18 protein-coding genes and 1 tRNA gene are annotated in these 18,977 nt (G+C 60.3%); 11 read left to right on the top strand and 8 right to left on the bottom strand.

Annotation, left to right across the window (positions count from 1 at the left end; genetic code table 11):
- Positions 1 to 42 precede the first annotated feature (42 nt).
- From crtY to I5L03_RS13410, 10 genes are all read left to right on the top strand, one after another.
- Positions 43 to 1,260, top strand: coding sequence for a lycopene beta-cyclase CrtY (crtY, locus tag I5L03_RS04575; protein ID WP_325100082.1), 1,218 nt, complete (start codon positions 43 to 45; stop codon positions 1,258 to 1,260).
- Positions 1,257 to 2,753 (top strand): phytoene desaturase, encoded by a 1,497-nt coding sequence (locus I5L03_RS04570; protein WP_197920497.1) that lies wholly within the window; start codon positions 1,257 to 1,259, stop codon positions 2,751 to 2,753. The genes crtY and I5L03_RS04570 overlap by 4 nt, the downstream gene beginning before the upstream one ends.
- Positions 2,750 to 3,331 (top strand): LOG family protein, encoded by a 582-nt coding sequence (locus tag I5L03_RS04565; RefSeq protein WP_197920496.1) that lies wholly within the window; start codon positions 2,750 to 2,752, stop codon positions 3,329 to 3,331. The genes I5L03_RS04570 and I5L03_RS04565 overlap by 4 nt, the downstream gene beginning before the upstream one ends.
- 35 nt (positions 3,332 to 3,366) lie before the next feature.
- Positions 3,367 to 4,413, top strand: a complete 1,047-nt coding sequence (locus I5L03_RS04560) for a phytoene/squalene synthase family protein (RefSeq protein ID WP_197920735.1) — start codon at positions 3,367 to 3,369, stop codon at positions 4,411 to 4,413.
- A gap of 71 nt (positions 4,414 to 4,484) precedes the next feature.
- Positions 4,485 to 4,952 carry a DUF2059 domain-containing protein gene (locus tag I5L03_RS04555; RefSeq protein ID WP_197920495.1) on the top strand — a complete coding sequence of 156 codons (468 nt, stop codon included), beginning with the start codon at positions 4,485 to 4,487 and terminating at the stop codon, positions 4,950 to 4,952.
- The gene (locus tag I5L03_RS04550; RefSeq protein WP_197920494.1) at positions 4,952 to 5,353 is read left to right on the top strand and encodes a hypothetical protein; all 402 of its coding nucleotides are present in this window, start codon (positions 4,952 to 4,954) and stop codon (positions 5,351 to 5,353) included. The genes I5L03_RS04555 and I5L03_RS04550 overlap by 1 nt, the downstream gene beginning before the upstream one ends.
- Positions 5,343 to 7,217, top strand: coding sequence for an acetyl/propionyl/methylcrotonyl-CoA carboxylase subunit alpha (locus I5L03_RS04545; protein ID WP_197920493.1), 1,875 nt, complete (start codon positions 5,343 to 5,345; stop codon positions 7,215 to 7,217). Before I5L03_RS04550 ends, I5L03_RS04545 begins: the two co-directional genes overlap by 11 nt.
- Positions 7,218 to 7,269: 52 nt before the next feature.
- Positions 7,270 to 7,653: an STAS/SEC14 domain-containing protein gene (locus tag I5L03_RS04540; RefSeq protein WP_197920492.1), complete on the top strand. Its 384-nt coding sequence runs from the start codon at positions 7,270 to 7,272 to the stop codon at positions 7,651 to 7,653.
- A gap of 49 nt (positions 7,654 to 7,702) precedes the next feature.
- The gene (locus tag I5L03_RS04535) at positions 7,703 to 8,614 is read left to right on the top strand and encodes an aldo/keto reductase (RefSeq protein ID WP_197920491.1); all 912 of its coding nucleotides are present in this window, start codon (positions 7,703 to 7,705) and stop codon (positions 8,612 to 8,614) included.
- 84 nt (positions 8,615 to 8,698) lie between these two features.
- Positions 8,699 to 10,453, top strand: a complete 1,755-nt coding sequence (locus I5L03_RS13410) for a hypothetical protein (protein ID WP_234035016.1) — start codon at positions 8,699 to 8,701, stop codon at positions 10,451 to 10,453.
- A gap of 172 nt (positions 10,454 to 10,625) precedes the next feature.
- Here I5L03_RS13410 and I5L03_RS04525 read toward each other — a convergent pair whose 3' ends face one another.
- Together I5L03_RS04525 and I5L03_RS04520 are read right to left on the bottom strand one after the other, a co-directional pair.
- Positions 10,626 to 12,098 carry a glycerol-3-phosphate dehydrogenase gene (locus I5L03_RS04525; protein ID WP_197920490.1) on the bottom strand — a complete coding sequence of 491 codons (1,473 nt, stop codon included), beginning with the start codon at positions 12,096 to 12,098 and terminating at the stop codon, positions 10,626 to 10,628.
- On the bottom strand, positions 12,095 to 13,378 hold the full coding sequence (locus I5L03_RS04520) for a multidrug effflux MFS transporter (protein WP_325100081.1): 1,284 nt from the start codon (positions 13,376 to 13,378) through the stop codon (positions 12,095 to 12,097). Before I5L03_RS04520 ends, I5L03_RS04525 begins: the two co-directional genes overlap by 4 nt.
- 104 nt (positions 13,379 to 13,482) lie before the next feature.
- On the opposite strand from I5L03_RS04520, the gene dinB reads away from it, so the two are divergent.
- Entirely contained in the window at positions 13,483 to 14,607 is a 1,125-nt protein-coding gene (dinB, locus tag I5L03_RS04515; protein ID WP_197920489.1) for a DNA polymerase IV, read from the top strand.
- Here dinB and I5L03_RS04510 read toward each other — a convergent pair.
- From I5L03_RS04510 to I5L03_RS04485, 6 genes are all read right to left on the bottom strand, one after another.
- Positions 14,604 to 15,041 (bottom strand): NUDIX hydrolase, encoded by a 438-nt coding sequence (locus I5L03_RS04510; protein WP_197920488.1) that lies wholly within the window; start codon positions 15,039 to 15,041, stop codon positions 14,604 to 14,606. The genes dinB and I5L03_RS04510 overlap by 4 nt on opposite strands.
- A 26-nt stretch (positions 15,042 to 15,067) precedes the next feature.
- Positions 15,068 to 15,691, bottom strand: coding sequence for a 6-phosphogluconolactonase (locus I5L03_RS04505; protein WP_197920487.1), 624 nt, complete (start codon positions 15,689 to 15,691; stop codon positions 15,068 to 15,070).
- Between the two features lie 76 nt (positions 15,692 to 15,767).
- Positions 15,768 to 16,229: a Dps family protein gene (locus tag I5L03_RS04500; protein ID WP_197920486.1), complete on the bottom strand. Its 462-nt coding sequence runs from the start codon at positions 16,227 to 16,229 to the stop codon at positions 15,768 to 15,770.
- A 104-nt stretch (positions 16,230 to 16,333) separates the two neighbouring features.
- Entirely contained in the window at positions 16,334 to 16,888 is a 555-nt protein-coding gene (locus I5L03_RS04495) for a hypothetical protein (RefSeq protein WP_197920485.1), read from the bottom strand.
- Positions 16,889 to 16,991: 103 nt separating this feature from the next.
- Positions 16,992 to 17,065 (bottom strand) — tRNA-Gly (locus I5L03_RS04490).
- Positions 17,066 to 17,142: 77 nt separating this feature from the next.
- Positions 17,143 to 18,837, bottom strand: a complete 1,695-nt coding sequence (locus I5L03_RS04485) for an alpha/beta fold hydrolase (protein ID WP_197920484.1) — start codon at positions 18,835 to 18,837, stop codon at positions 17,143 to 17,145.
- Positions 18,838 to 18,977 lie beyond the last annotated feature (140 nt).

Raw genomic sequence — 18,977 nt, 5'->3', positions numbered from 1 at the left:
AGACCATCGTTGCACCCAAGGCTCATTCCGCTAAGGCATTGCATGATGAGCGGGCGCGTATGCGATATGGCGATTGTGGGTGGCGGACTTTCCGGCGGCCTGATCGCGCTTGCCCTCGCGCGGCATCGCCCGGAAATGCGTGTGCGGCTTATCGAAAGCGGGCCGATGCTGGGCGGCAATCACCGCTGGAGCTGGTTCGACACCGATCTTTCGCCTGATGGCCAGGCGCTGATGGCGCGCTTTCGCAAGATGACCTGGGACGATGGGTATGCCATCCATTTTCCCGATCTGAAACGGGAGCTCGATGCAAATTATCTCTCACTCACCAGCGAGGATTTTGCTGCCGCTCTGAAAAGAGAACTCGCGCCCGAAACGACTTTGACTGGCAAAGAGGTGACGAGCCTGTCTGCCGATGCGGTGCATTTGGCTGATGGCGAAACGATCACTGCCCGCAGCGTGATCGACTGCCGCGGCTTTGCCCCCACCTCACACCTCAACGGTGGCTGGCAGGTTTTCATGGGCCGCCATGTCCATACGCATGAGCCACACGGCGTGACCAAGCCGATCATTATGGATGCCTGCGTCGACCAGGTGGCGCCTGCCGGCAACGGCTCTGCCTATCGCTTTGTCTACGTCCTTCCCCTCGGCGCGCACGACGTGTTCGTCGAAGACACGTATTATGCCGATCGCCACGATCTCGATCGCAGCGCACTGTCAGGCCGGATCGATCAATATTGCCGCCAACACGGGCTGGAAGGCGATCCGGTGAGCTTCGAAACCGGAGTACTGCCCGTCATCACCGGCGGCAATTTCCGGGCCTATCAGAAAGCGACCCGCATTCCGGGCGTCACGCTTGCAGGTGGACGGGGAGGATTCGTCCATCCACTCACCAGCTATACTTTGCCCATTGCCGTCAATGTCGCTTTGGCCATTGCTCAAGATGCCGATCTTCCGGGCGAACAACTTTCTGCGAAAATCGAGGCGAAGGCGCGCAAGCACTGGTCTGCGATGAGCTTTTACCGCGCGCTTGGCCGCATGCTGTTTATCGGTGCTGCGCCTGAGGATCGTTTTCGCATCTTCGAGCGTTTCTATGGCCTGCCCGAGCCGCTGATCGAAAGGTTCTATGCCGGGCAATCGACATTAGCCGACAAGGTGCGCACACTGAGCGGTAAGCCGCCCATTCCCATCTGGCGCGGTGTGCATGCTCTCCTTTCCAATTCGCCTCCCCTCACTCCGTCCCATCTGAAAGACACACAATGACCACTCCCGAAGGTAAGACAGCTTGCGTAATCGGCGCCGGTTTCGGCGGCATGGCCCTTGCCATGCGCCTGCAAAGCGCCGGCATCCAGACCACCGTCGTGGAAAGCCGCGATAAACCCGGTGGCCGCGCCTATTATTGGGAGGAGGAAGGCTACACTTTCGATGCGGGGCCTACGGTCGTCACCGATCCTGATTGCCTGCGCGAGCTGTGGGAGCTTTCCGGCCATGACATGGACGAGGATCTGGAGCTGATGCCGGTCACGCCGTTCTATCGCCTCAACTGGCCCGATGGCACGAATTTCGATTATTCGAATGACGAGGAAAACCTTCGCAAGGAAATCGAAAAACTCGATCCCGCCGATGTCGAAGGGTATGAACGCTTCCTCGAATACTCAGCAGCTGTGCATGAGGAAGGCTATGTGAAGCTTGGCACAGTGCCCTTCCTGGACTTCAAAAGCATGCTGAAAGCCGCGCCTGCCCTGATGAAGCATGAGGCCTATCGCAGCGTTTATTCGATCGTCAGCAAATACATCCGCAATGAAAAACTGCGCGAGGCACTGAGCTTCCACACGCTGCTCGTCGGCGGCAGCCCGATGAAAACGAGCGGCATATATGCTCTCATCCATAAGCTCGAAAAGGATGGAGGCGTATGGTGGACGCGCGGCGGCACCAATCGCCTGATTGCCGGGATGGTCCGCCATTTCGAGCGGCTCGGCGGAACAATGCGCGTGGGTGACGGCGTGGAAGAAGTCGAAACCATGGGCGACCGCGCGACCGGTGTAAAAACGAAGAGCGGCTGGTCGGCCAAGTTCGATGCCGTCGCCAGCAATGCCGACATCGTGCATTCCTATAAAGACCTGCTGGGCAAGAGCCATCGCGGCAAATCCTACGGCAAGTCACTGACCCGCAAGAGCTTCTCGCCCTCCTTGTTCGTCGTGCATTTCGGCGTCGAGGGCAATTGGCCCGGCATCCCGCACCACATGATCTTGTTCGGCCCGCGCTATAAGGGGCTGGTCGACGATATCTATGCCAAGGGCGTGCTGCCGTCCGATTTCTCCGTCTATCTCCATCACCCGAGCGTGACCGATCCCAGCATGGCGCCCGAAGGCAAAAGCACTTTTTACGCGCTCGTCCCGGTCTCCCACATGGGCAAGATGCCGGTGAACTGGGACGAAGTCGGCCCGCAGCTGGAAAAGCGCGTTCTCGATGAAGTGGGCCGCCGCCTGATCCCGGACATTCATGACCGGATTACCCACAAGTTCCACTATGCTCCGAAGAACTTCTCACAGGATCTGAACGCCCACTTGGGCAGCGCTTTCAGCCTCGAGCCGGTGCTGTGGCAAAGCGCCTTCTTCCGCGGCCACAACCGTGACGACAAGATCCACAATTTCTACCTTGTCGGTGCAGGCACCCACCCGGGTGCGGGCATTCCGGGCGTTGTCGGCAGTGCCAAGGCGACAGCTGGTTTGATGATCGAGGATCTGGCTTCGTGAATCGAATCGCCGTTTATTGCGGTTCCGCCACGCCTGAAGATACACGCTATATGGAGCTAGCTGCGGACGTCGGGCGTACGCTCGCGCAGCGCGGGATCGGCGTTGTCTATGGCGGCGGAAAGGCTGGCCTGATGGGCGCCGTCGCTTATGCCGCGCTGGAGGAAGGCGGCGAGGTGATCGGGATCATCCCGCAGGCGTTGAAAGACATGGAAGTTGCCAATCTCGACTGCAGCGAGCTGCACGTTGTCGACACCATGCACCAGCGCAAGCAGTACTTCACTGACTTGTCCGACGGGTTCATAACCTTGCCCGGCGGTGTCGGCACGATGGATGAGTTGTGGGAAGCAATCAGTTGGGCGCAATTGGGCTATCACCAGAGCCCCGTCGGCCTGCTCAACGCCTTCGGCTTTTACGATGGCCTGGTCGAGTTCAACGCCCATATGGCGAAAGTCGGCTTCGTGCGACCGATGCATCAAGGCATCATGCAGGTTTCCGACACGCTCGACGGATTGCTCGCGAAGATGGAAGCCTATGAACCGATCAAGACGATCGTACAGATGAAAGTGGACGATCTGTGAAACGTATCAAGCCGCGCCCCCTTGTTGCGAGCCAGATCCTACGCTCCACACCCGCACAGGCTGGCGGTGGCAGGCCGCGTGCGTCTCTGGTGCGGCGGGCGCGTGAGAGCATTGCCAAGGGTTCGAAGAGTTTTGCGATCGCCTCCTTGCTGTTCGACAGGGACACGCGCGAACGCGCGCATCTGCTCTACGCCTGGTGCCGCCGCTGCGACGATATTGCCGATGGGCAGGACCATGGCGGCGATCTGAAGCTTGACGAAGCCTCTGCCAAGGACCGGGTGGAGGCGATCCGTATTCTCACCCACCGCGCGCTGGATGGCCAGCCGACTGCCGATATCGCCTTCGATGCGCTTGGCCTCGTTGCCGCCGAGACAAACCTTACGCGTGAAATGTGCGACGATGTGATCGAAGGTTTCATGCTTGATGCAGAAGGCTGGCGACCGCGCACCGAGGGCGATCTGATGCGCTATTGCTATCATGTCGCTGGAGCTGTCGGCGTGATGATGGCGCGCGTCATGGGCGTGCCGGCCGATGAGACCGAGACTATGGACCGCGCCTGTGATCTTGGCCTTGCCTTCCAGCTCAACAATATTGCCCGCGATATCTGGGAAGATGATGCGGCGGGGCGTTGCTACATTCCTGAAGAATGGCTGGTCGAAATGGACATCCCGCCCGGCCAGCACATGAAGCCGCAATATCGTGAGCAGCTGGTAACGCTCGCGCGGCGCATGACGGACATGGCTGCCAAGCATGATGCTGCCGCCCGTATCGGCGCAATGCGGCTGCGTTTCCGGCAGCGCTGGGCGATCCTCGCCGCAGCCAATATTTACGGCGAAATCGGCCGGGAAGTTGCCGCGCGCAGAGGTGCGGCGTGGGATAGCCGCGTCTACACCACGCTGCCTGTCAAGCTAGGCCTCGTCGGCGCGGCGCTGAAAGAGTCGATTTCTGGCACCTATCCGCCTCTCAAAATGCCGAAATGGACGCGTGGTGAGCTGATGATGATGGCGCGCATGGCAGGCCCCATCCCCGATGCCGCGATGGAGCCGCTGCCCGATGAGGATATCCGCCGGCTCGAGGAATAACGTGCGGCGCAACGTGCGGTTGCAATTGCAACTATGTGCAGGCATTCCGACCCGGAGTGAGGAGAAGCCCAATGCGCAAACTGATTTCCAGCCTCTTCGCAGCGTTGGCTTTCACGCTGTCCGCGCCTGCGATTGCGCAGAGCGATCGGCAGGCCGAAGAGCCTATCCAGACAGTCGTCGCGTTCATGAACGCATTCGATGCGGCCGACGAAGCGGCCATGATGGAATTGCTTGTCGATCAGGCCCCCGTCGCCTTCATCGAAGAGCGCGAAGGCGAGGACCGCGTCGGCCTCGTCCCCCTGAGCGCATTGGCGCAACATATTGTAAACAGCCCTGTCCCGCTGCAGGAACCGATCTGGAACCTGCGCGGATTTGAAGACGGGCCAGTCGCTGTCGTCACCGCAAATTTCGAATTCCTCATCGATGGCAATCGCAGCCATTGCGGCGTAAATATCTTCACCCTGATGCGGGTGGAGGGCGAATGGAAAATCGCCACTGTTACCTATTCCCACATCACCGAGGGCTGCTCAGAAAACTGATGCACTTGGAAACCGATCTTGCGAACATCGATGATGTGACACATGACCAGCTTCGCGCGGAACTCTCGCGGCTTGGCGATGGCTCCGACCGTGCAATCCTGAGCATTGATGGCAGCACATATATCCAGACTGCCGTCTTCGGTAACGGGCTCGTCGTGGAAAAGCGAGAAGGCGGGGGCGAGGAGACGCATTTCCACGCAGTCCCGCGTCACCCGGAGCTGCCGCCAGCAAAACCCAAGCCGAAAAGGTTGTGGTGGCAAAAGCTGTTTGCCCATGACCCGGATCTGACTTCCGAATGCGCTTTCACGCTGGCTGAAGTTCAGCAAATTTTTGCCGATTATTTGGCAGGTCGAACCAGCGACCTGCCCAAGCAATGGGACCAGGGTTACTGTGATCGCTAAACTCCTCATCGCCAATCGCGGCGAGATTGCCTGCCGCATCATTCGCACCGCGCGTGAAATGGGCGTGGCGACCGTCGCGGTCTATTCGGACGCCGATGCAAAAGCGCTGCATGTGCGCATGGCGGATGAGGCTGTCCACATCGGCCCCTCGCCCGCGGCGGAAAGCTATCTGGTCGGCGAGAAAATCATCGCCGCGGCCAAGGAGACAGGCGCGGAGGCGATCCATCCGGGTTACGGCTTCCTATCGGAAAATGCCGGATTTGCGCAGGCGGTGATCGATGCCGGACTGATCTGGGTCGGCCCCAAACCCTCCTCCATCGACGCGATGGGCCTGAAGGATGCCGCGAAAACGCTGATGCAGGAAGCGGGCGTGCCGGTCACCCCCGGCTATCTGGGCGAGGACCAGTCGGTCAAGCGGCTGAAGAAAGAGGCCGATGCCATCGGCTATCCTGTCCTTATCAAGGCTGTCGCGGGCGGCGGGGGCAAGGGCATGCGCAAGGTCCAGCGTGCCGAAGACTTCGAAGCCGACCTCGAAAGCTGCCGCCGCGAGGCCAAGGCCAGCTTCTCCAATGACGAGGTGCTGCTGGAGAAATGGATCACCTCGCCGCGCCATATCGAGGTGCAGGTCTTCGGCGATAGCCACGGCAATGTCGTCCACCTATTCGAACGCGATTGCTCGCTCCAGCGCCGCCACCAGAAGGTGATCGAGGAAGCCCCCGCCCCCGGCATGGATGAGGCTACGCGCGAAGAAATCTGCGCCGCCGCCGTTCGCGCTGCGAAGGCGGTCGATTACGAGGGCGCAGGCACGATCGAATTCATCGCCGACGCCAGCGAAGGCCTGCGCGGCGACCGCATCTTCTTCATGGAAATGAACACCCGCCTCCAGGTCGAGCACCCGGTGACCGAGGAGATAACCGGCGTGGACTTGGTCGAATGGCAGCTACGCGTCGCAAGCGGCGAGCCGATCCCACTAAAGCAGGAGGAGCTCAGCATCGATGGCTGGGCGATCGAAGCGCGATTATATGCGGAGGATCCGTCATCCGGCTTCCTTCCGTCAACCGGACCTCTAGACCATTTCGATCTGGGCGAAGATGGCCGCATTGAAACGGGCGTTTCCGAAGGCGATGAAATTTCACCGCATTACGATCCGATGGTTGCCAAGCTCGTCGTCTGGGCAGAGGACCGCGAAAGCGCGATCCACGACCTCGCCGAAATCGCCAGCACGGTGGAGGTCTGGCCTGTCCGGACCAACGCCGCGTTCATAGCCAATGCCCTTCTCGATCCCGATTTCATCGACGCGAAACTCGATACAGGCTTCATCGCCAACAAGATCGATACGCTGGTCGCCGATGACACAGCCGATGATGCGATCTGGGAAACGGCCGCGCTTTTCACCCTCGCGGCGGAGGAGGAAGAACAGGATTTTGGTGCGCTGGCAGGATTTCGTCTTAATGCTCCGGATCGCCTGAGGCTCGCGCTCTCACACAAGAGCGGTAGCCGCACTGTAAATGTGGTGAATGCAGAAGCCGAGCCTTATGCCAGCGCCTTTGTCGATGATGCGCGCACCGTAGTCTTCGCCGATGGGCTCGCCTTCGAATTCGCGCGCACAAGTCGCGGCGGCGGCGCGGCCGCAGCAGGCGACGGTGCAATCCTCGCGCCGATGCCGGGCAAAGTGATCGCAGTCGATGTTGCAGAAGGCGACAGTGTCACCGCAGGCCAGCGGCTGATGGTGCTTGAAGCGATGAAAATGGAACACGCCCTCACCGCGCCGTTCGATGGCGTGGTGGCGGAGCTTTCTGCAAGCCAGGGGGCGCAAGTGCAGGTCGAGGCGCTGCTGGCAAAAGTCGACGCTGCAGAGGACTGAGGCAGCAGGGCGCATCAAAGGAATTTTTACTCAAGACTGGTAAGGGGCAATCATGGCAAATCTCGATCCGACCTATCGCATTGATATCGATGATGAGCATGGCGAAATCCACTTCGCCGTTGCGGGCTATTGGGATCGGGATCGCATGCTTGGCTTCCTGAAAGAGCTCGATGCCAACGCGACGCCCATACTCATGTCGAGGAACCGCCTGCGCGCGCTGGGCGACATGTCGGAGCTAACAGCGCAAAATCGCGAAGTCGGCGAATTGATTTCAAAGCACCTGCAGGGGGCACAGCGCGCCGGGCTGGAGCGCATTGCGATCGTGACCGATTCTGCGACTGTCCGCATGCAATATCGCCGCCTGAGCGAAGGGCTGGATGTCGCATTTTTCAGCTCGCAGGCAGAAGCTCTTGCATGGCTGCGTGATGGCACCTGAACAGGCTGGCTAGACACACAGCGGACCATGCGCCAAGGCGATCCGCGAAATGACGCAGCGCCTCCCCACGCCCACTCGCCGCAATCTCGGCCAGACCGAGACCGATATCACCATCAGTCCCCTGGCTTGGGGCATGTGGCGCAGCGATGGCACAACCCGCGATCTCGCGATGCTGCTGGCCGCCGCGCTCGATACGGGGATAGACTTCATCGATACGGCCGACATTTACGGCTTTAATGGCGAAAGCGGCTTCGGCGATGTCGAGGGGAAGCTGGGTGAGGTTCTTCGTGCCGATCGCTCGCTTCGCCAACGCATGACGCTGGCCACCAAAGGCGGGATCATGCCGCCGGTGCCCTACGACCAATCGCGCGGATATATGCAGTCTGCGCTTGAAGCATCGCTTACACGCCTCGGCACGGATGTGATCGACCTTTACCTGATCCACCGGCCAGACATCCTCACCCATCCGCAAGAACTGGCCGGCTTTCTCGATAACGCGGTGGCGAGCGGCAAAGTGCGCGCCATCGGCGTGTCGAATTTCACCAGCGCGCAGATCGAAGCGCTTGCAAGCTTTCTCGACACGCCGCTCAGCGCTACGCAGCCGGAGATCAGCCCGCTGCGCATCGAGCCTTTCGACAATGGCGAGATGGATCAGGCAATGCGGCTTGGCCTCACACCGATGGCATGGAGCCCGCTTGGCGGCGGTCGCCTCATGACGGCCGAAAGCGAGCGCGATCGCCGGGTGGCGGATGTGCTTGGCGAGATGGCGGAGGAGCTCAGCGTGGACCGGGCGGTCGCCGCCTATAGCTGGCTCATGGCGCATCCTGCTGGCATCGTGCCGATCATCGGCTCGCAAAAGCCGGAACGCATTTCCGATGCTGCGAAGGCGATGCAGGTTAGCTGGACGCGCGAGCAGTGGTATAAGATTTTCACCGCCGCAAGAGGCGCAGCCTTGCCCTGAACGCCAGATGCGAATTCACTCGGAAGTAACCAAGTGTAAAGGCGCTGGTCCTTAGCGTCTCCCACGACAGTCGGGAGACGAAAATTGACCGCTTCGAAAAATGCGATTTTGGCGAGCGCAGCTGCGCTCCTTCTATCGGCCTGTGGTGGGGGAGATGGCGGGTCACCGCAATCGCCCAGCGCATCCGCCCCAAGTCCGACACCGACGCCCACGCCGACTGCGCTGACGTCTCAACAGGCATATACAATTGCGCTCGATCTGTGGCGCAATGACGATTTGACCGTTCATCCCAAAGGCTCCTGCGCGGGATGCCACGGGCCGGACTTCATTGACCTCGCCCGCATCGGCAGCACCGATGCCGATATCGAACGTCGCGCTCTGTTGGATGGGGCGACGCAGGAACAGGCCGATGCCCTCGTCATGGCGGTGACCGATATGCGGACAGAGCTCGGCTTCGAGCCAACCAATGCGCGCGAGTTTCGCCCATTCCAGCCGGGCGGCGCGGTCCTCCCGGGCACATCTTCCGATCCGGCCATCGCCAGTGTGGAGCGCGACATCGCGTTCGGGCGGCAATTGCAAACGCTGCTGCCGACGCTTTCAGGGCCGACGATCACCTCGCTCGGCCAGGCTCATCAGGCGCGCGCCGAAATGCTTGACCTGCTGCGCGGCACAAACGCGGCTGGCGCCAATCCTGGGCTGATCCAATTACGCGACTTGCCCACGGGCATCGCCTATCCACTGTGGTCTGCCGACTTCCATCACGGCAGCGAGGAAGGCACTTTCAACGATTGGATAGCGGATATCGCACGCGATGCCTCGCCCGGTCGCAAAGCGGAATGGGACGGGTTGCAGGATACCTATCTGGATAATCCATCGACAGAGAATTTCTGGCGCATGTATCATGCGGCCACCGAAATGACCGAGCCGCAATTGCTCGGCGAATGCACGATGACGCAGAACAATGCCGCGCTCGCCTGCGGCGGGGCATTCGATTTCAACAAGAACAAATATTTGAGCACGCTGATCGGCCAGCACCTGATCCGCATCGGGCCGGAAGGGCGGGACGCATTCATGCAAGGCCCCCTCGCCTTTGCCTACCTCGATAGCGCGCCGCAGCTCACTTTTATGCTCGATCGCAAAGACAATTTCCTGCTGCCCGGCAATCCGTGGGAAATCGGCGATCGCGGCAGGGTCATGCTGAGCAACAGCAATCAGGAAGGCACGTTCCGCCGCGACCTGGCGGAGTTGGGCTTTCCGGAATTCGTGCTGGACAGCATCGACCCGCTACGATCGGTGACTGAGGAGCAGGAGGCGCTGCGGCTCAGCTGGTTCTGGATCGGCTTTACGATGGACCCTAGCTTTGCCCGGATCCACAAAAGCAATTCCACGAAGACGGGCGAGTATATGATCGCCTCCCTGCTTCGCGAAAACATGTTTCTTCATAACAGCTTTCAGGCGAATATGCGGATCATCGCGAGCGGCACGCTGCCAGAGGCAAGCGTCCAGCGGCAAGGCAGAGGCATCGCGCCATTACGGGTAACACCGCAAATGCGCCTGCATTACAGCTATTTCGTCGGTTATAATCGCACGATCCTGCGATGGAATGGGAACATCCCGGACGCGCTGCGCAGCGAGCAGGAGCAGTTGTGGCACACCTTTACTGCCAATGGTTTTCGCATGGGCATGTATCTATATGAAGACGAGCTACGCCGCGGCTTGACTGAGCCAACCGATGTCGCATTCGAGCCGATCGAAGTGCATTTCAATCACTATCAGCCCGAACACATGGCGCATGACCAGATGCTGGTGAACAATTTGCGCGGTGCCGGGGCGTATTGAAGGGAAAGCGGCGCAGCTTTCGCCGCCACTATATTGGGCGATTGCTTTGAGATTCCCCCTCCCGTTTACGGGAGGGGCAATGAGACTTGCCAGCTAGCTGGCTTAGTCGCAGCGGGGTGGGCCCTCCCGGGCCCATGCCCACCCGCGCCCCCCAAGCGAGCGGGAAGGGAGTTTAATCGCCCATAAATTCGCGCAAACCTGCCTGCTCGGCTTCGCTCATATGCACGCCCTGCTTGGTGCGTCGCCAGAGCACGTCTTCGGCGGTTTGCGCCCATTCCACGCGGCCCAGATAATCGACCTCAGCTTCGGTGAGCCCCGCGCCGAAGTTGCGCCCGAGATCGCTCCAGCTCTTCGCGTCGCCCAGCCAGTCGCCGGCGCGCGTGCCATAGGCGCGGCCGATGCGAACGACATCGGTGTCTGAAAGGAAGGGGTAGTCTTCGCGCAGCACGTCGAACAGGATGGGCTGTGCAGTGAAAGCGAAATCGCCGCCGGGCAGCGGCTCCTTGCCTGTCCAGCTTGCGCCTTTGAGCACCGGGAGCCGCTCTGCGAGCTTGTTGACCGCGTCTTCAGCCACATGGCGATAGGACGTGATCTTGCCGCCATAAATGCCGAGGATCGGCACGCCGCGCGATGGGTCCGACAGGGCGATCTTGTAGCCGCGCGTTGCCGCTTCGGGTCGGCCTGAGCCATCATCCACCAATGCACGCACGCCGGCATAGGTGTGCACTACGTCGTCGGGCGTCACATCCTGTTTGAAATAGCGGTTTGCCGCATCGCAGAGATAGCGAATTTCCTCGGCACTCGCCTGCACCTCATCTACCGAGCCCGAATGATCGGCATCGGTCGTGCCGATCAGGGTAAAGTCATTCTCCCACGGTATGGCAAAGCATATGCGCGTATCGGGCTGCTGCAGGATGTAGGCGCGGTCATGGTCGAACAGCTTTGGCACGACGATATGCGATCCGCGCACGCGGCGAATGCCGTAGGCGGGATGCTCACCCACCAGCCGTGCGAGATCATCCGCTTCCGGCCCCGCGGCGTTGACGATGGCTCGCGCTTGGAACGTGTCGCCACCTGCTTCGACATGCCAGATGTCGCCTTCGCGCCGCGCAGATGTAACGGGCGTGCGCGTACGAATATCCGCGCCCCGCTCTGCCGCGTCGAGAGCGTTCAGGACGACGAGCCGCGCATCGTCCACCCAGCCGTCCGAATATTCGAACCCACGCTTGTAACGTTTCTCCAGCACAGCGCCCGCAGCGTGCTTCTTCAGATTGACGCTGCTGGTGTTTTTCAATCGCCCCTTGCCGCCGATATGATCGTACAGGAACAGCCCTGCGCGAAGCATCCAGCGGGGGCGCATCCCATCGGTCACCGGCAGGATAAAGCGCATCGGCCAAACGATATGCGGCGCGATCTGCCAGACGGTCTCGCGCTCGCCCAAAGCCTCGCGCACCAGAGCGAATTCGTAATATTCGAGATAGCGCAGGCCGCCATGCACCAGCTTGGTCGATTTGCTCGACGTGCCGCTCGCCAGATCGCCTTTTTCCAGTAGCAGCACTTTCGCCCCGCGCCCAGCCGCATCGCGTGCGACACCAGCGCCGTTTACGCCGCCGCCGATGATTATCAGGTCGTATGCCTCGCTCATCGCGGCGGCATTCCTGCACGCGGCAGCGGCGATTGCAAGCGGCGGAAGAGCTTGCCCCGCTCACTGAACAAGACGACGACCAGGCCGAGCAGCCCGCAGGCCAGCATCGAATAGGCGAGCGGCAATGGCGTGCCATCATAGAGGCTGCCGATAAATGCGCCGAGGATCGCGCCGGTCATCATGCGCAGCGCAGTTTGCCCGCTGCTGGCAGAGCCTGCAATGTGCTGGAAGTCCTGCATCGCGATGGAGCTGAAATTCGCACCGACAAAGCCCAGCGCGGCCATGGCGCAGCTCATCAACACGATAAATTCCCAAAGGACGTAAGGCGCGTCGAAAGATCGCCAGACCAGCACCGCCGACACGCCGATGAAGGCGAGCAGTGCCGTATGGCTCACCCGACGCGCGCCAAATTTTTCGACGATGCGTGAATTGGTGAAATTGCTCGCCACCATGCCCAGCACCGCTCCACCGAAGATCAGCGCGAAGTAATCGCCTTGGCCGAATGTCTCGGCAATCAACTGCTGCGAGGAATTGAGGAATCCGAACAGCGAACCGAATACAAGAGCGGCGCCGATCACGTAACCGATGGATTGGCGTGCGAATATCGCCTTCCCCATGTTGCTGAGGATCGTCTTGGCACGAATATCCTGACGGTCCTCCTCCTTCAGCGTTTCGGGCAGGCGCAGCCACGCCCAGGTTGCAGCGATGCTCCCCACAATGGCCATCGCGCCGAAAATTGCGCGCCAGCCGAAGAGGTACATGATGCCCTGACCAATCGCCGGGGCGATGATCGGGACAAGCAGGAAGATCATCATGATGAGACTCATCAAACGCGCCATCTTGTCGCCGCCGACATGGTCGCGCACCATGGCAAGCGGCACCACGCTGAGACCGGCGCATAGCACGCCTTGCACCAGCCGCAGCGCGACAAGCAAGTCGAAATTCGTCACCAGAGAACAGGCGAGCGACAGGGTGATGTAAGAGACCAGCGCCAGCGCCAGCACGGGTCTCCGTCCGAAGCGGTCGGCAAAAGCTCCGGGGAAGAATGCGCCGACGCCGCCGCCAAGGAAATAGGCCCCGATGACGTATTGCCGCTGATTGCCCTCTGCGCCCATTTCTGCGGCGATTTGCCCGAGTGCGGGCAGCATGGAATCGATGCCGAAAGCCTGCAAGCTCATCAACATCGCCATCAGGAAAATAAGCTCGCGCTCACCCAGCTTGCGGGTCAGCGGATTTGGCTTGGCGGTATTTTCCGATTGGGCGGGATCGTCTTGGCTCACTACGGGCTTGTGAAGGCGAAGCGGACAAAAGGAAAGCACCGATTAAAGGCTGGGTTACGCGCTGGACGGTTCCCGCATCGCGCGCCTTTGCTTATATGTCTGTTATGGCCGAGAATGCTGCCAATCCTGTTGACGATGATGCGGAAGATGCGCCCGGTCTGCGCAAGATCATCCATGTCGATATGGATGCGTTTTTTGCGAGCGTGGAGCAGCGGGACAATCCCGAATTGCGCGGCAAGCCGGTGGCCGTGGGCGGATCGTCTGGCCGCGGCGTCGTTGCGGCGGCGAGTTACGAAGCGCGGCAATTCGGCGTCAAAAGTGCGATGCCCTCTGTCACCGCCAAGCGGAAATGCCCGGATCTGATTTTCGTCAAAAGCCGCTTCGATGCCTACCGCGAAGTCTCCGCGCAGATCCGCGAGATTTTCCAATTTCACACGCCGCATGTCGAACCGCTGAGTCTCGATGAGGCCTTCCTCGACGTCACTGAGGACATCCACGGCATCGGCTCTGCCACCGCGATCGCGCAGGCTATTCGCAAGGCGATCCGCGAGACAACGCAGCTGACCGCGAGTGCGGGCGTTTCCTACAACAAATTCCTGGCCAAGCTGGCGAGCGACCAGAACAAGCCCGATGGCCTCTGCGTCATTCGCCCCGGACAAGGCGCCGAATTCGTCCAATCGCTCCCCATCCGGCGTTTCCACGGGATCGGGCCGAAGGGTGCGGAGAAGATGGCCCGGCTAGGCATCGAAACGGGCGCAGACCTGGCCGGGAAAGACCCGCAATGGCTCCGCGCAAATTTCGGCAGTTTCGGCGACTATTTGTTCAAGGCCGCGCGCGGGATCGACCATCGCCCCGTCCGCGCCAATCGCATTCGCAAAAGCATTGGCGGGGAGCGCACCTTCAGCGAAGATATCTCCAGCGGCAGCGCGCTGCGCGAGACGCTCGACAATATCATCGAGATTGTCTGGGGCCGCATCGCGGACAAGCAGGCGAAAGGCCGCACTGTGACGCTTAAAGTCAAATTCAACGACTTCCAGATCATGACGCGCGCCCGCTCGCTCGATGCGCCGGTGACTGACAGGGCGCAATTCGCTGCGATCGCGCACGAGATATTGGAAGCGGAACTGCCGCTCGCCATGCCGATCCGATTGATGGGCCTGACACTAAGCAATCTGGAGCGGGGGGAAAGCAGCGCCCCGCGAGACGATCCGCAGCTTTCCTTGCTTTAGGCCCTCTTCGCCTGAAGCATTTCGAGACGTGGGCGCACGCGCTTTTCGAGCGGCTCGGGCAAATCGTCCAAGCTGAAAAAGCGGGCATTCACGACTTCGCGCATATCGGGCTTAGGCGTTTGCAGCACTCGCGCGGTGAAGACCCACACATGATGCTTGCGGTCTTGCCCGGGCACTTGTTCCTCGCGCTCCTTGACCAGCTCGAGCTCGGTGAGCTCGACGCTCAATTCCTCCCTGATTTCGCGCCGGATGCCGTCTTCCGGATCCTCCCCGCGCTTGATCCCGCCCGCCGGCATCGCCCATTTGCGCGCGCCATAGGAATGGCGCACGAGCAGCAGCTGACTCTCGGCGTCAAAGCCGATCAGCGCGACGCCATAGACATCGACACTTGCATAGTGCTGCCAGAAGTTTCGGACCCGGTTGGCAAGCGGCATTAGCGGTCGCTGAATCCAGGCGGGAATCAGGTGAAGCATATCACTTTCGTATCGCCGCGCGCGCCGAGCAGTCGGGCGATAGGCAAATCATGTTCGCCTGCTACGCCCGCATCGAACACTGCGCGCTTCTCATCGCCGCGGATAACGAACATCAGGCGATCTGTATCGAGCAGCGAGGGCATGGTGAGCGTGATGCGATCGAAGGGAGCCTCCGGCGGCAATGGATCGGGTGTCAGGCGGCGCAAGACTTGGTCATCGCCGGGCGCGGGATCAGTGTTGGGAAATAGCGAGGCAATATGCCCGTCAGCGCCCATCCCAAGCCAAACGAGCGCGAAATGCGGTGTATCATCCTGCTGGGTGAGCGTGACGACTTTTGCGCCCAGCGGCTCGAACAGAGCGCGGATCTTGCCGGTATTGCTGGCGGGATGGTTTTCAGGGACGATACGATCATCACCCGGCCAGATAGCCAGACGCGGCCATGCGAGATCGACCTTCGCAAGTTCCTCGAAGATGGGAAATGGTGTCGACCCACCGGGCACGCTGATGGCGATGTCGCCATCGGTATTGGCCAGCTCGCCAGACAGCAGATCGGCGAGGAAAGCGGCAATGTCAGCCGCTTCGGCGTCGTGAATATATTCTATGTCAATCATGATGCAGACCCTAAACGCAAAACCGCCGCAGAGCGAGAACTCTGCGGCGGCGGAATAGCTATGCGGCTGATCGCGCTTACTGAAGCGTCGAGGTGAGGAACCAGACGCGTTCTTCGGCCATGTCCGTCCAATCATCGAGCAGACCATCAGTCGCATTGTCGCCAGCGGCTTCGGCATGCTTCTTGAGAGCTTTGAGTGCATCGACCATTTTCTGGTTATCGTCGCGCAGTTCTTCGACCATTTTCTCGGCGGACAACGTCGTGTCATCCTGATCCTTGATCTGCGTCTTCGCGGCGACAGAGGCGATGCTGGTCAGCGTATCGGCGCCGTTCTTGCGCACACGTTCACCGATATCGTCGATCTGGTCGCGAATTTCGATCGCGTGCTCGTCAAACAGCAGGTGCAGATCGCGGAAACGCGGCCCCTTCACATGCCAGTGAAAGTTCTTGGTCTTGAAGTACAGCGCGAGGTGATCGGCAAGCAGGCCATTGAGGCCATCGATCAACGCGGTTTTCGAATTGTCACCTGAAGTGCTCATGATCTTTCTCCGTCAGAATTGTTTATTTGCTTTCCCAACGGACGATCAGGGCGATTGGTTTCATCCAGAATACGGATAGCTTTGATCGAGAAAAGCGATGCAATTTAAGTTATGAAATCGAACAAAACGATTGCAATTGCCGCAACAAACAAAAGCGCTGCGATTACAAGGCGCAATATCCCGCGCGGGAGAAGCTCCCAATCCGATCCTGCCATGATGGCGATGCCCAATACCCCTGTCACCGCCAGTGCGCCTCCTGCCGCCGCATAGATCGGATCGTCACTCGCCACGCTGAGAGAAAGCACGAGCAGTCCGCTCGCATCGGCAGCCACGCCTGCAAAAAGGACTATAAAGATCGCGCCAAGCGACTGGGTCGGCTCTTGCGGCGCCGCAGGCGCATCGAGGAAAGCCACTTCGGCCGCAGCCAAGGCAAGCGCTGCCGCGACGAGCCATCTCTTGTGCTCCGGGTTGAGCAAGTTGGCAAAGGAATTGCCGAGCCATGCCGCCACTGCACAAGCACCGATCGAACAGATTATGGCGATGGCAAGCAAAGCGGCCGGGTTGGCTCCCGCTCCCGCCAGCCGCGCCGCACGCACCGCCTCGCGCCCTGCCACCATGGCAAGCGCGACAGCGAGGAATGTGAGGAAGAAGGTGGTCATGCGCTCAGCACGATCATTGCCGCAAGTGCTCCCCGCCCTCAAGTAGCGAAGTGATAGGGCAAATAAGGAGCCCTCAAGTGGCGAACCTGTGAGGCACAATTTCTGGAGCGGGTGAAGGGAATCGAACCCTCGTCGTCAGCTTGGGAAGCTGCTGCTCTACCATTGAGCTACACCCGCCTGCCTCGCCGATGCGACTAGAGCCGGGTGCCGATCATCGTCAATACAAATCAGTTCGCGCCAAGGGTCGAGCCGGATCAATCGGCTTCGTGCAACCGCTCTACCTGTTCGAAGACAACGGCCGGTGCCTGAAACAGGCAATAGCTGGCTACCCCCTCGATCGGCCCTACAGCCGTGAGGCCGCGTCTGCGGGCAAAGTCCGTGCTCTGCTGCGGCGGAACAACGACATCTTCTGCACCATAGATCAGGCGCACGGGACGCTCACATTTTTCAAGCCACGGCGACCAGTCGGTCGTGAGGATCGCAAGGCCATGGGCCATTGCCGCGCCAAAGCGATCAGGACGGTTCTCCGCGGCGCGGCGCATGGTGCGTGCAACATCGGCATTGCGCAGTGTGGCACGGTCGCGCGGACTGTCTTGGAATAACCTATCGAAATAATGATGCGCTTCCCCGCGCATGGCGAGGCGAAAGACCGCACGGGAAAACAATTCGAAAAAGCGCGGGAAATGCGAGCCCAATTCCATCGGAGCGCGCCAAGATGAGGGCATGGTGTTGCGATCTTCGATTTCGCGCAGCGGCATGGACATTCCGGCCAGCACCATGCCGGAGAAGCGGTCCGGATGGCGCGACAGGGCAGCAAAACCATAAGCAGTAGACAGGCTACAGGCGATGATCGTGCAATCCTCCCACCCGATTGCGTCGAGCACGGCGGGAAGCTTGTCCGCGAAGGATTCAATCCGCGCAGGGGCAGGCAGATGGGCCTGGTCGCCTGTGTAAAATGGCATCCACGGGATGACCAAATCGAGCCCGGCAGCCCGATTGGCGGCGATGACGGAATCCGGCAGAAAAGGCCCCTCGACAGCGCCGTGCAGCAGGATGACGCGCGTCCCGCCTGCAACTCCAACTCGTTCGTATCGAATGCTTTCGCCGTCGATTTCGACAGTTTTTGCCGGAAAGACGCCGCCATTCTCGACTTCCGCAAGTGAATCACTGGCGAGCAGGCCGATAAAGCCTGCATAAAGTGAAATCACTTCGCCTTGGGAGCCGACAGCAAGCTTTTGCTGCAAACGTTTCAACTGCGTACGCGCAGTGCCGATCGCGCGCCCACGGTCGGCGGCGAAATCGTTGACGCTGCGCCCTTCGACGAGGAACCGCACCAATTCGGTTTCCGTGTCGCTCAGTCCGAATACTTCGGCAAAGACGCTCCGATCGCGCTCGGACCATTGCAGGCCCATTCGCCGGATAATCACCCCCGCCGCATCTGAAGGCTGACCCTTGACTGCAAGGCCCAGAGTTCCGCGCAGATCATCTGCACTGGTGTAAAAGCGGATGACCATGGCCGCATTGTCGGTCTGTCGTTCGGCAAGCGCGCGAAGGGCGTCCTCCATGGTTTCGCTGTCCGATGCGAGCCATTGGGCGAAATCGTCACCGGGATGCAGATCCGATGAGCACAGGCGCTGATCATCGATGCCCAGGATGTTGAGCGACTTATCCAGCCTGAGCAGACTGCCCGGCGCACCAGCAGCGCGCACGGCATCCGCATCGATCCCAAATGATGAAAAGTCGCGCGCCTCTCGCTCCGGCAGGCTGTCGAATAGCTGACTGGCCTGCTCGAAATGCATGTCAAGCTCTGCCGCCGCGTCAGCCAAGTGCGTGCTTTGACGGGCGATTGCTTCCTGCATGGCATCAAGGCGCATGGGATCGGCGACGATTCGATAGGTTTCGCGGATCAGGCCATCAATGTCGGGAGAACGGACGTTTTTCTCGCTCAATTTTTTAGTTCACCTTTGGGCTGGCCATTCGATCCTTCGGATCGAATGAATCCCTAGCGCGGAGCAAGTGAAACGGTCCATACACCATCTGGTATATCGCGAATGCTTTTCCAAAGCGCCAACGGCCCCTCAGCAGTTCC

This window comes from Aurantiacibacter sediminis (assembly GCF_016019885.1).
GTDB lineage: Bacteria > Pseudomonadota > Alphaproteobacteria > Sphingomonadales > Sphingomonadaceae > Alteraurantiacibacter > Alteraurantiacibacter sediminis.
Note: the sequence above shows the minus strand (reverse complement) of the source record. Positions and strands in the feature narration are given on the sequence as shown.

What these genes read in the sequence shown, in the direction of transcription:
- I5L03_RS04500 (WP_197920486.1), bottom strand. Translation starts at nt 16,229, where the DNA reads ATGAGCACTTCAGGTGACAATTCGAAAACCGCGTTGATCGATGGCCTC.
- I5L03_RS04540 (WP_197920492.1), top strand. Translation starts at nt 7,270, where the DNA reads ATGGCAAATCTCGATCCGACCTATCGCATTGATATCGATGATGAGCAT.
- I5L03_RS04505 (WP_197920487.1), bottom strand. Translation starts at nt 15,691, where the DNA reads ATGATTGACATAGAATATATTCACGACGCCGAAGCGGCTGACATTGCC.
- I5L03_RS04510 (WP_197920488.1), bottom strand. Translation starts at nt 15,041, where the DNA reads ATGCCGCTTGCCAACCGGGTCCGAAACTTCTGGCAGCACTATGCAAGT.
- I5L03_RS04495 (WP_197920485.1), bottom strand. Translation starts at nt 16,888, where the DNA reads ATGACCACCTTCTTCCTCACATTCCTCGCTGTCGCGCTTGCCATGGTG.
- crtY (WP_325100082.1), top strand. Translation starts at nt 43, where the DNA reads ATGATGAGCGGGCGCGTATGCGATATGGCGATTGTGGGTGGCGGACTT.
- dinB (WP_197920489.1), top strand. Translation starts at nt 13,483, where the DNA reads ATGGCCGAGAATGCTGCCAATCCTGTTGACGATGATGCGGAAGATGCG.
- I5L03_RS04555 (WP_197920495.1), top strand. Translation starts at nt 4,485, where the DNA reads ATGCGCAAACTGATTTCCAGCCTCTTCGCAGCGTTGGCTTTCACGCTG.
- I5L03_RS04525 (WP_197920490.1), bottom strand. Translation starts at nt 12,098, where the DNA reads ATGAGCGAGGCATACGACCTGATAATCATCGGCGGCGGCGTAAACGGC.
- I5L03_RS04570 (WP_197920497.1), top strand. Translation starts at nt 1,257, where the DNA reads ATGACCACTCCCGAAGGTAAGACAGCTTGCGTAATCGGCGCCGGTTTC.
- I5L03_RS04550 (WP_197920494.1), top strand. Translation starts at nt 4,952, where the DNA reads ATGCACTTGGAAACCGATCTTGCGAACATCGATGATGTGACACATGAC.
- I5L03_RS04535 (WP_197920491.1), top strand. Translation starts at nt 7,703, where the DNA reads ATGACGCAGCGCCTCCCCACGCCCACTCGCCGCAATCTCGGCCAGACC.